10 protein-coding genes and 3 pseudogenes are annotated in these 10,741 nt (G+C 73.5%); 8 read left to right on the top strand and 5 right to left on the bottom strand.

Annotation, left to right across the window (positions count from 1 at the left end; genetic code table 11):
• Window positions 1–533: pseudogene (locus tag DEP02_RS08000) on the bottom strand (alpha/beta hydrolase); the annotation flags it as partial.
• A 290-nt stretch (window positions 534–823) separates the two neighbouring features.
• Between DEP02_RS08000 and DEP02_RS07995 the strand changes: the two are divergent.
• Both DEP02_RS07995 and DEP02_RS07990 read left to right on the top strand, forming a co-directional pair.
• The gene (locus DEP02_RS07995; protein ID WP_232839007.1) at window positions 824–1,525 is read left to right on the top strand and encodes a chaplin; all 702 of its coding nucleotides are present in this window, start codon (window positions 824–826) and stop codon (window positions 1,523–1,525) included.
• Between the two features lie 105 nt (window positions 1,526–1,630).
• Entirely contained in the window at window positions 1,631–2,407 is a 777-nt protein-coding gene (locus tag DEP02_RS07990) for a GNAT family N-acetyltransferase (protein ID WP_112466652.1), read from the top strand.
• A 45-nt stretch (window positions 2,408–2,452) separates the two neighbouring features.
• Here the strand turns inward: DEP02_RS07990 and DEP02_RS07985 are convergent, their stop codons facing one another.
• Complete coding sequence (locus DEP02_RS07985; RefSeq protein ID WP_112466651.1) at window positions 2,453–2,719, bottom strand: GlsB/YeaQ/YmgE family stress response membrane protein; 267 nt, start codon at window positions 2,717–2,719, stop codon at window positions 2,453–2,455.
• A 124-nt stretch (window positions 2,720–2,843) separates the two neighbouring features.
• Between DEP02_RS07985 and DEP02_RS35450 the strand changes: the two are divergent.
• Window positions 2,844–3,134: pseudogene (locus tag DEP02_RS35450) on the top strand (SRPBCC domain-containing protein); the annotation flags it as partial.
• A gap of 234 nt (window positions 3,135–3,368) precedes the next feature.
• Here DEP02_RS35450 and DEP02_RS07975 read toward each other — a convergent pair.
• Entirely contained in the window at window positions 3,369–4,910 is a 1,542-nt protein-coding gene (locus DEP02_RS07975) for an SDR family oxidoreductase (RefSeq protein WP_112466650.1), read from the bottom strand.
• Between the two features lie 182 nt (window positions 4,911–5,092).
• On the opposite strand from DEP02_RS07975, the gene DEP02_RS33885 reads away from it, so the two are divergent.
• Window positions 5,093–5,260, top strand: coding sequence for a DUF8839 family protein (locus DEP02_RS33885; protein WP_198668340.1), 168 nt, complete (start codon window positions 5,093–5,095; stop codon window positions 5,258–5,260).
• A 103-nt stretch (window positions 5,261–5,363) separates the two neighbouring features.
• Here DEP02_RS33885 and DEP02_RS07970 read toward each other — a convergent pair whose 3' ends face one another.
• The gene (locus tag DEP02_RS07970; protein WP_112466649.1) at window positions 5,364–6,410 is read right to left on the bottom strand and encodes an acyl-CoA dehydrogenase family protein; all 1,047 of its coding nucleotides are present in this window, start codon (window positions 6,408–6,410) and stop codon (window positions 5,364–5,366) included.
• 108 nt (window positions 6,411–6,518) lie between these two features.
• Between DEP02_RS07970 and DEP02_RS07965 the strand changes: the two genes are divergently transcribed.
• From DEP02_RS07965 to DEP02_RS07950, 4 genes are all read left to right on the top strand, one after another.
• Entirely contained in the window at window positions 6,519–6,875 is a 357-nt protein-coding gene (locus tag DEP02_RS07965) for a YciI family protein (protein ID WP_112466654.1), read from the top strand.
• A 221-nt stretch (window positions 6,876–7,096) separates the two neighbouring features.
• A complete protein-coding gene (locus DEP02_RS07960; RefSeq protein WP_112466648.1) occupies window positions 7,097–7,807 on the top strand; it encodes a chitinase in 711 nt (236 codons plus the stop codon).
• A 110-nt stretch (window positions 7,808–7,917) separates the two neighbouring features.
• The gene (locus DEP02_RS07955) at window positions 7,918–9,288 is read left to right on the top strand and encodes a phosphoinositide-specific phospholipase C-related protein (protein ID WP_112466647.1); all 1,371 of its coding nucleotides are present in this window, start codon (window positions 7,918–7,920) and stop codon (window positions 9,286–9,288) included.
• A 43-nt stretch (window positions 9,289–9,331) separates the two neighbouring features.
• Window positions 9,332–10,240: an aldo/keto reductase gene (locus DEP02_RS07950; RefSeq protein ID WP_198668339.1), complete on the top strand. Its 909-nt coding sequence runs from the start codon at window positions 9,332–9,334 to the stop codon at window positions 10,238–10,240.
• 10 nt (window positions 10,241–10,250) lie between these two features.
• Here DEP02_RS07950 and DEP02_RS07945 read toward each other — a convergent pair.
• Window positions 10,251–10,741: pseudogene (locus DEP02_RS07945) on the bottom strand (IS200/IS605 family accessory protein TnpB-related protein); the annotation flags it as partial.

Below are 10,741 nucleotides of genomic sequence, written 5' to 3'. Positions count from 1 at the left end.
CGCCGCCACGCCGCGAGCCGCTCGTGCGCGATCCGCGGGTCGCCGAGGTCGCCGGCCGCGCCGACCGCCCGCGCGCTGGTGTCGTCCGTGCCCAGGCCGCAGCCGACCGGGGAGGACCTGCCGACGCCCCGCGGGTCGAAGGAGACCACGTCGTAGCCGTTGGTCAGGTCCATGAACCGCTTGCCGTCGACGGCCAGTTTGGAGACGCCGGCGACGCCGGGACCACCGAAGTTCAGCAGCACCGAGCCGCGTGAGGGCCCGGTGGCCCGGTAGCGTGCCAGGGCCAGGTCGAGCGTGCCCGCGCCCGGGTGCGCGTAGTCGAGGGGGACGGTGACCTTCCCGCACTCCAGGTCCTCGGGGGCGCCCGCCTCGCACGCCGACCACGTCACCTTCTGGCCGTGGAACCGGCCCAGGCCGGGCTGCCCGCCGTCGTCGGCCGCCGCGGGCAGCCCCGCGCCGAGCAGCGTCAGCGTGGCGGCCCCGACGCACGCGAGGCGCCGGGCCGCGCGCCGTACGGACGGTTTGGCCGGCATCGGCGCCTCCAGCAAGGCTCGGCTGCGGATCGGCGACAGCGCCCTCGCCCACGATAAGCGGCACCCGTGGGCGGCGCCTGTCGGCGAGTGCCCCGCTCGGTGCCGTACCCGGGCCCCGCCGCCGGTCGTACGAGGCACTGCACCGCGTTCGATAACCGGACCCCTCGATGGGGTGAAAGGCCGCCAAGCCATAACCCGGATCCTCCACCAGCGTTTTACCCGGTGCGGGCGAGCGCCCGCGACCATGTCTGGAAGGCAGGGAACCGATGAAACGGGTTACCCGGAACAGTGTGATCGCCCTCGCCGCCGCCTCCGGCGCGATGGCGATGACCGCCCCGGTGTCCGCCGCCTTCGCGGCGGACGGCGGCGCCGTGGCGGAGGGTGCCGCGGCAGGCTCGCACGGTGCGATCTCCGGCAACACCATTCAGGTGCCGGTGCACGCTCCGGTGAACGTGTGCGGGAACACGGTGAACGTGGTGGGGCTCCTCAACCCCGCGGCGGACAACCACTGCGCCAACGTGTCCGCAGGGAGGGACCGGGCGTCGTCGGCCGACGAGGCGGTGAAGCACAAGAAGGCCCGCACGGCAGAGGGGCACGAAAGCGGCGGAGCGGTGGCACACGCGAGCGGAAAGGATTCATCCGGTGTGCTCTCCGGCAACGAGATCCAACTGCCGGTGCACGCCCCGGTGAACGTCAGCGGCAACAGTGTGAACGTGGGGGGCATCGGAAACCCGGCCGTCGGCAACTCCTCCACGAACGGCTCGCTGGAGGAGATCGGCGAGCCCGTGCCCGAGGCGCCCGAGCCGCCCGCACGGGCCGTGCCGCACCCGATGCCGAGGCCCGTGACACACCCCGCGCCCGAGCCGCGGACGCAGGAGACGCTGGCCCACACCGGCGCGGACCAGACCGTGCCGATGGTCGCCGCGAGCGCGGCGCTGCTGCTCGGCGGGGCCGCCCTGTACCGACGCCACCGGCCCGGCGCGACGCGCTGACGCCTCGGACGCCACCACGGCGGAAGGCCCACCGGACCCCCTGACCGGTGGGCCGCACCCGTAATCCCGTTGCCCCGTGCCCGCGCGGTCTGCTGGAGTGGGCGTGTGGATCACACCGCGGTACTCGCCCTCTACGACCGGGACCTGCGCGAAGGCGCCCGTCCCGACGGTCCCGGCACGCGCGTGGAGCGAGTGGGAGGCGTGGTGCGCCAGGTCGGCTCCCCGAGGGACTGGAACGGCGTGCTGTGGTCGGACCCGGACGCCGCGGGAGCGGACGCGATGATCGCCGAACAGGTGGCGTTCTTCGGCGTGTTGGGGCACGGCTTCGAGTGGAAGCTGTATGGGCACGACCGGCCGGCGGACCTCGGCCGACGGCTCCGGGCAGCCGGCTTCACGCCCGGGCCCGAGGAGACGCTGATGGTCGCCGAGGCCGCCGCTTTGGACCTCGACGCCGAACCGCCCACGGGCGTACACCTTCGTGAGGTCACCGACGCGGCAGACGTCGACCTGCTGGTCGGCGTGCACGAGAAGGCGTTCGGCACGGACGGCTCCGCCCTGCGCCACCGCCTCCTCGCCCGGCTCGCCGCCGACCCGGACACGGTCGTTGCCGTCATGGCCCTCGCCGGTGGCGTTCCGGTGAGCGCGGCCCGTATGGAACCGGTACCCGGCACGGGCTTCGCGGGCCTGTGGGGCGGCGGCACCGTGGCGGGCTGGCGCGGCCGGGGCCTCTACCGCGCCCTCGTCGCCCACCGTGCCCGCCTCGCCGCCGACCACGGCTACCGCTACCTCCAGGTCGACGCCTCCAGCCTGAGCCGCCCCATCCTCGAACGCCTCGGCTTCACCCCACTGACCACCACGACGCCGTACGTCCACGAGCCGTAGGGGCCCTGCGCGCGCCCGCCGCCGGTGGCGGGCGCAGGTGGCGGCTCAGCGGTTGCCCGCCTTCGCCCGGTCCAGTGCGGCGACGCCGAGCGCCGCCAGGGCGATCTGGATGAGCCACTCGATCCAGTCGACGCCCTTGGTGTCGGCGACGCCGAGCGCGGAGGCGATCGCCGCGCCGATCAGCGCGGCCACGATGCCGATGAGGATCGTCCAGAGAACGCCGATGCGCTGGCGGCCCGGGACGACGAGCCGTCCCAGAACACCGATGATGATGCCGATGACGATGGCACTGATGATGCCGCTGATCTCCATCTTCGCCCCTCTGCGTCGCAGTCCCCGCGCCGTTGTCTGATGCCCGCTGAAACCGGAGGCACACCATGACCGGCAAGCCGGACCATGTGTACGTCACGTACGTCGGGAGCACACCCGAGGCGGTGTGGGACGCCCTCACGGACGCCGACCCGACCGTCGCCCCCTGGGGCACGGCAACGTGTCCGACCGGCGGCCGGGCTCCCGCCGGAAACACGCCCGCACGGACGGTTCCGGCATCGCGGACGTGGTCGGGAAGGTCGTGGTGGCCGAACGCCCGGCCCGGCTCGTGACCACCTGGGCCGCACCCGGGGACGAGGACCGCCCGGACCGGCACCCCAGGGTCACCCCCGACATCCGGCCGCACGGCGACGACGTCCGCCTGACCGTCACTCACGAGGACCTCGCCGAGGGAGATCCCGCCGACGTCCCGGACGGCCGGCCCGCCGTGCTGTCCCACCTCAAGTCCCTCATCGAGACCGGCGGTCCGCTCCCGCAGGAGCCGTGGCTGGTGCCGGGCCGCCGATCACGACGTCGTTGGCCGCCGCACCGGCGTCCGGGCGGCTGCCGGCGCTCCACCGCCGCATCACGACCACCGGGCGTGCGGGCGCGGCGTGCCCGCACGCCCGAGACAACGGGGTGGGTGGCGACATCACCTCTGCCGTGCGAGACGCCGGCCGTGGTCGTCTCCTTCCGGCTGCGCGGACCTGGCCGCGGCCTGCGCGATGTTGCGGGCCATGCCGCCGAACACGACGGCGTGGAAGGGCGAGACGGCCCACCAGTAGGCGTGGCCGAGCAGCCCGTGCGGATGGAACAGGGCACGCTGGCGGTAGCGGGTGCGGCCCTCGGCGTCCGTGCCGGCGCACATCTCCAGCCAGGCCAGGCCCGGCAGCCGCATCTCCGCCCGCAGCCGCAGCAGCCGCCCCGGCTCGATCTCCTCGACCCGCCAGAAGTCCAGCGAGTCACCCACCCGCAGCCGCTGCGCGTCCCGGCGTCCGCGGCGCAGCCCGACCCCGCCGGCCAGCCGGTCCAGCCAGCCGCGCAGCGCCCAGGCGAGCGGGAAGGAGTACCAGCCGTTGTCGCCGCCGATGCCCTCGATCACCCGCCACAGGGCCTCGGGCGGGGCCGCCACCGTCCGTTCCCGGTGGTCGGTGTAGAGGCTGCCGCCCGCCCAGTCCGGATCGGTGGGCAGCGGATCACTGGGCGCCCCGGGCACCGAGGCGGACGACCAGCGCGTGGTGACCTGGGCGTCGCGGACGCGCTGCAGGGCCAGCCGCACCGCCTCGTCGAAGCCGACCGGGTGCCCGGGCGGGTCGGGCACGTACCGGGTGATGTCGTGCTCACGGCAGACGACCTCGTGGCGCAGCGACTCGGTGAGCGGCCGGGCGATGGACGCCGGTACGGGCGTGACCAGACCGACCCAGACACTGGACAGCCGGGGCGTGAGGACCGGGACGGGCACGATCACCCGGGGCGGCAGGCCCGCGACCGCCGCGTACCGCACCATCATCTCCCGGTAGGTGAGGATGTCCGGCCCGCCGATGTCGAAGGCGCGGCTGACGCCGTCCGGCATCCGCGCGCTGCCGACGAGGATGCGCAGCACGTCCCGTACGGCGATCGGCTGGATCCGGGTCCGCACCCAGCGGGGGGTGACCATCACCGGCAGGCGCTCGGTGAGGTAGCGCAGCATCTCGAAGGACGCCGAACCCGATCCGAGGATGACGGCGGCCCGCAGAACGGTGGTGGGCACCCCGGAGTCCAGCAGGATGCGGCCGACCTCGGCGCGCGAGCGCAGATGCGGCGAGAGGTCCCGCTCGGGCACGCCCCAGGGCGTGAGCCCGCCCAGGTAGACGATGCGTCGCACGCCCGCCGCCCGGGCCCGCTCGCCGAAGACACGCGCGGCCCTGCGGTCGGCCTCCTCGAAGTCGCCGCCCGTGCCGATGGCGTGCACCAGGTAGTACGCCACGTCGACGCCCCGCATCGCCTCGGCCACCGACGCCGAGTCCATGACGTCGCCCCGTACCACCTCGACCTCGCCCGCCCACGGATGGTCGCGCAGCTTGCCGGGGGAGCGGGCCAGACAGCGCACCCGGTACCCGGCGGTCAGCAGTTCGGGCACCAGCCGGCCGCCGATGTACCCCGTCGCCCCCGTGACCAGAGCGAGCGGCCGCGCCCCCGGGTCGTCAGCGTTCATCGTCCCCGTGCCTTCCTCTCGACGCTCCAGGCACCACTGTCCCTCACCCGGGGCGGAACCGGGCGCGCTCCTTGCGCCGACCGGACGCCCACCGCATGGCCGCGCCCGCAGCGGGCAGCCGGAATGTGTGGACCGCACGGTGCCGGACGCGGTGAACGGTCGCATACGGAGGTGTCAGCCGGGTGGATGCGAAGGTGCTGGAGAGGTTCCCCGCGGGAGCTCCGCGCGGGTCCTGGCCGGCGGAGGAGTACGCGGCGCGCCTGAGGGCCGAGGGCCGGCCCGCCACGGTCGTCATGGACCTGAAGGCGGACGACTTCCTCGTGGTGGTCCCCACGGACGAGGAGGACTGAGCGGCTGCGACCGCCGTCAGGACGCGAGGGCCCCGGAAGCCGCCGCCGGCCCACCGGAACACCGCACGCGCCCTCGGCGCGGGTGCCGTTCGCGAGCCGGGCCTCAGTGGCCCAGATGACCGAGGTGGGCCCGGCGCACCTCGGCCGTCTGGCCCTGGACCAGCAGGAACATCCCCTCACGGAACAGCCGCTGGGCCCGGCTGCCCAGGTCCAGGGACCGGCCGCCCCCGGCCACGACCGCCGCGGTCGTCGCGGCACGCATCAGGTCGTACGACCGGGTCTTCAGCGCCAGCCGCTCCTCGACGCGCTCGTGCGGCACCGGGTGGTCCCACAGGGCGTACGCCCGCTCGCGTGTCTCGTCCAGACGGGTGCGCAGGGAACGCGCCGTCCCCTCCGCCTCGGGGACGCCGTCCAGCAGGGCGAGCGCCGCGTCGGCCACGCCGAAGACGGCCGGGGAGGCGTTGGTGTTGCGGGGGCGGTCGACCACGGCGAACTCCTTCTGCGGGGTGTGCAGGACGACCGCTTCCCCGGGCAGCCACAGGCCGTCCAGGCGCAGCGACACCGTGCGGGAGGCGGTGAGCGCCGCCAGCCGCATGGGCGGCGACGGGCGCAGACCCGGCTGCTCGCGCGCCTCGGCGAACGCGAACACCACCTCGGCCGCCTCGGTCACCCCGGCCAGCAGCATCACGTCGTTCAGCCCCCACCCCGTGTACCAGGGGACGGTGCCCTCGAAGCGCCAGCCGCCGCGCTCGGGCACGGCACGCACGGGCACCCGGGGGAAGGCGCGGACGTGCGCGTAGGCGATCCCCGCGAGCAGTTCTCCGGACGCCAGCGGACGCAACAGCCGCTCACGGACGGGGAGTCCGCCTGCCGCCAGCAGCTTCACCGGCGTGTGGTGCTGCGTCGTCACGAACCAGGTCGAGCAGCAGGCCCCGGCCAGGATCTCCGCCGTCCGCCGGGCCACGGCGGCGGGCGCCGCCGCCCCGCCGTACTCCGCCGGCGCGCTCACCCCCAGCAGGCCCGACCGCTTCACCGCCTCGACATGGCTCAGGGGCACGCCCTCCTGGTCGACGCGCTCGGCGTCCGGGGCGAGCAGATCGTCCGCGAGCAGGCGGGCACGGGCGACGAGGGGATGCGTTGCGACGGTCATGGAAATGATTCTCCCGGCACCGTCGGGCGAGGTGCCGGTCCGGGGGCGCGTTCGTGCAGGAGGGTGGGCAGGCAGGCGGGACAACGGCACGGCGCCAAGGAGAACGTCATGGAGTACTACCTGCTCAGCGTGGTCCAGCCCAGCGGGGGCACCCCGCCCTCGGCCGAGGTGCTCGCGGAGATCATGGCCAGGGTCGAGGCCTTCCACCAGGAGCTGCGCGAGGCCGGGGCCTGGGTCTTCGCCGGCGGGCTGCACGGCCCGGAGACGGCCAGGGTGCTGCGCCCCGAGGGGGAGGACGTGCTGATCACGGACGGGCCCTGGGCCGAGGGCAAGGAGTACCTGGGCGGGCTCTGCCTGATCACGGCGCCCGATCCGGACGCCGCCCTGGAGTGGGGGCGCAAGGCGACCCGGGCCACCGGCCTGCCCGTCGAGGTACGCCCCTTCCAGCACCCGGCCGGAAACTGACGCCCGGCCGTCGGCGGGCGAGCAACCCCGGTGCGAACACGGGTGGTTGACCGGTCTCTGCGCTTGACTGGTACAGACCAAACGCGGTTGAGTGGGCCTCCACACCCCCCACCACGGCCGCCCCCACCCCCGTGGCCGGTACCACCGGCGCGTGCGCACGAGGCCGGGCCCCGCCCTGCTCTCGTACGGGTGCGGCCGTGCCGCACAAAGGAGTTGACCCTGTGTCGAGGCGTCGTATCGCCGCAGTCCTGACCTCGCTCGCCGTCTCGGGTGCCGCCCTGGTGCTCCAGTCGGCCCCCACCGCCTCCGCCGCCGGATTCGTCGTGAGCGAGACGCAGTTCAACCAGATGTTCCCGAACCGGAACTCGTTCTACACCTACAACGGGCTCACCGCCGCCCTCGGCGCGTACCCCGGCTTCGCCAACACCGGCAGCGACACCGTGAAGAAGCAGGAGGCCGCGGCGTTCCTCGCCAACGTCAGCCACGAGACCGGCGGACTGGTGCACGTGGTCGAGCAGAACACCGCCAACTACCCGCACTACTGCGACTGGAGCCAGTGGTACGGCTGTCCGGCCGGCCAGGCGGCGTACTACGGCCGCGGTCCGATCCAGCTCAGCTGGAACTTCAACTACAAGGCCGCGGGCGACGCGCTCGGCATCGATCTGCTGGGCAACCCCTACCGGGTGCAGAACGACGCCGCCGTCGCCTGGAAGACGGGCCTGTGGTATTGGAACACCCAGTCCGGCCCCGGCTCCATGACCGGTCACAACGCCATGGTCGGCGGTGCGGGCTTCGGCCAGACCATCCGCAGCATCAACGGCTCCCTGGAGTGCGACGGCCGCAACCCCGCCCAGGTGCAGAGCCGCGTCGACGCGTACCAGAGGTTCACGCAGATCCTCGGGGTTTCACCGGGCGCCAACCTGTACTGCTGACGTGCGGGTGCGCTGCGTGATGTCATGCACCTGACTATCCGCACGACGGGTCGCGGCCATCGCGTCACCGCCATGCGTCACGACCACGTCCGGACGAAGGGCACACCGCCATGCGCACCCCCCACGCCCTGCTCGCCACGGCCGCGGCACTGGCCGCCGCGGTCGTGGCACCCCCCGCCTCCGCCGGCGCCGCGGCGGACGTTCCACCCGGCGGGACGTACTACGTCCAGAGCGCCACGACCGGCCTCAACGCCGCCGCCTACGGGGGCGCCGTGGAACAGCGCAACCCCAAGGGCGACGAGGACCACCAGCAGTGGAACCTCCGGGCGAGCGGAGCGTCGTACGTCCTGGAGAACGCCGACACGGCGGGCAGTTGCCTCGGCCGCTCCGGCGACCAGGCGCGCACCGTCGCCTGCACGAGCGCCGACGCGGCCTGGGAGATCGCACCGGCCGGAGACGACCGGTACACCCTCAAGGCCCCCGGCACCGACCGTCACCTGACCGTCGCCGCCAGACCGGCCGGCGCCAACCACCCGGCCCGGCTGGCCATCGGCTCCGCGGGCGACCTCGCCCGCTGGTACCTCACTCCGGTGCGACCGGCCACCCGGCCCATGCCGCCGGCCGACCAACGCACCCTCGACCAGATCACCTTCCTGACCGCCCACAACGCCTACGCCAACGGGGTCGACGGCGGCTTCGCCCCGCCGTTCGTCAATCTCGTGCCCAACCAGACCCGCGGCATCGACCGGCAACTCGCCGACGGAGTACGCGGGTTCATGCTGGACATCCACCAGACCCGGGACGGCGCGATCCTCTGCCACAACAGCTGCACACTGGTCAGCAAGCCGGTCGCGCTGTGGGTGGACCTGCAGCGCATGGTCGACTTCCTCAAGGCGCACCCCGATCAGTTCGTCGCCGTCTTCCTCGAGGACTACGTCGACCCCGGCGTCCTGCGCGGTGAACTCGCCCGCGTCAACGGCCTGTCCGACGTCCTCTACCGGCCCGACCGGACCGGCGTGCGCCAGAACGGCTGGCCGAGGATGGCCGATCTGATCGAGGCGAACCAGCGGCTGCTGATCCTCACCGACCACAGCCGCTCCGCCGACGAGGCCGCGGGCCTGACCCGGGACAGCTTCGGTGTGATGTACCAGCGCGAGTGGACGGTCGAGAACCACTGGTCGATGGGGTCCGGCCTGGGCTCCTCCGACTGGTCCTGCTACAGCCGCTGGTACGGCGCCGACCTCAACATCCCACTGACCCGCACCGAGCCCGGCTTCCGCCCGCTGTTCGTGATGAACCACTTCCGCGACACCACGATCTCCGGTACGGCGCGGACCGACAACGGCAAACTCGCCGACCGCGCCGAGCGGTTCTGCGGGCCCGCCGCGCGCAAGAAGCCCAACTTCCTCGCCGTGGACCGCTACGACCTGGGCAACCCGGCGGACGCCGTCGACTCCCTGAACACCTACACCTATCCATGAAGGACAGCCGCCCGCGGCGCACGGGGTGTGCAAGACTCCGCCGATGAGTTCCGAGACGATCACCGCGGACGCCGCGGGCACCTTCACACTCGGCGACCTGACCGTCAACCGCGTCGGCCTGGGCGCGATGCGGCTGACGGGCAGCGCCGCCTTCCACCTCGGCACACCGAGCGACCGGGCGCGCTCGATCGCCGTACTGCGCAAGGCCGTCGAACTCGGCGTCAACCACATCGACACGGCGGCCTTCTACTTCTCCGCGCGCCGCTCCGCCAACGAGCTGATCAACAGCGCGCTGTCCCCGTACCCGGAGGACCTGGTCGTCGCCACCAAGGTCGGCCCCTTCCGGAACTACTCGGGGGAGTGGGGCACCTCCGCGCGCCCCGACGACCTGCGCGGCCACGTCGAGGAGAACCTGCGCCAGCTCGGCCGCGACCACCTCGACGTGGTCAACCTGCGCCGGATGCGGCAGGACTCGATCGCCGAGCACTTCGGCGCGCTCGCCGAGCTGCGCGAGGAGGGGCTGATCCGGCACCTCGGCATCTCCGACGTCGAGCCGCGCCACCTGACCGAGGCCCGGGCCATCGCACCGGTGGTGTGCGTGCAGAACCGCTTCGGACTCGACTGCCACGACCCGGCGACCGACGAACTGCTGCGCATCTGCGGCGAGGAGGGCATCGCCTTCGTGCCGTTCTTCGCGATCGCCGGCGAGGGCGGCTCACAGGGCGCGAAGAGTGATGACGACGACGAGGAGGTCACGGCCGTCGCACGGGCCCACGGCGCGACGCCCGCCCAGGTCCGGATCGCCTGGACCCTGCAGCAGGGACCGCACGTGCTGGCCATTCCCGGCACCGGCAACCCGGACCACCTGGTGGAGAACGTGGCCGCGGGCGCGCTGCGTCTCACCGGCGAGGAGATGGCCCGTCTCGACGCGCTGCACGCCAGGAGCGAGTGAGGAACCGTTCCTAGAGGCTGAGCGGGAGTGAGTCCTGGTGCCAGGGCTCGTGCTCAGCCGTGTGCCCCGAACGGTTGTGGGCACACTGGTCGCCCGCTTTCGCTCCGCGTCCGGCGCCGGCGGATCGTGTCCGTGGTCCGGGAAGGCGGGGGCGGGGTCCCTCACGCCCCGGGGCGCCCGGTCGGGCCTGGACGGTTACGCCCAGCTCGGCGGCCATCGACACCAGCCGGGCCCGCAGGCTGGCCACGGGCAGGCCGGAGAGCAGCTTGCGGAACCGCTTGCGGCGGCCGTGTTTCTCCCGGGTCTTCTCCGCGGCGAAGTCGAGGTCCTCGATGGCCAGGGCCAGGCCGTGCCGCTTCACCCAGTGCAGCAGGCGGATCAGGGCATGGCGCACCTGGGCGTCGCGGTGCTGGGCGGTGCCGGTCAGGGTGTAGTCGAAGCGGCGGGGGTCGCCGACCGGGTTGCCGTGGCGGTCCAGGCGCCAGGCGGCCAGGTGGTCGG

This window comes from Streptomyces triticisoli, from assembly GCF_003270085.1.
Taxonomy (GTDB): Bacteria; Actinomycetota; Actinomycetes; order Streptomycetales; family Streptomycetaceae; genus Streptomyces; species Streptomyces triticisoli.
This window is presented reverse-complemented; position numbering and strand designations above follow the sequence as displayed.

Coding starts and splice junctions, on each gene's coding strand:
- DEP02_RS07985 (WP_112466651.1), bottom strand. CDS start 2,719: ATGGAGATCAGCGGCATCATCAGTGCCATCGTCATCGGCATCATCATC.
- DEP02_RS07975 (WP_112466650.1), bottom strand. CDS start 4,910: ATGAACGCTGACGACCCGGGGGCGCGGCCGCTCGCTCTGGTCACGGGG.
- DEP02_RS07970 (WP_112466649.1), bottom strand. CDS start 6,410: ATGACCGTCGCAACGCATCCCCTCGTCGCCCGTGCCCGCCTGCTCGCG.
- DEP02_RS07965 (WP_112466654.1), top strand. CDS start 6,519: ATGGAGTACTACCTGCTCAGCGTGGTCCAGCCCAGCGGGGGCACCCCG.
- DEP02_RS07955 (WP_112466647.1), top strand. CDS start 7,918: ATGCGCACCCCCCACGCCCTGCTCGCCACGGCCGCGGCACTGGCCGCC.
- DEP02_RS07950 (WP_198668339.1), top strand. CDS start 9,332: ATGAGTTCCGAGACGATCACCGCGGACGCCGCGGGCACCTTCACACTC.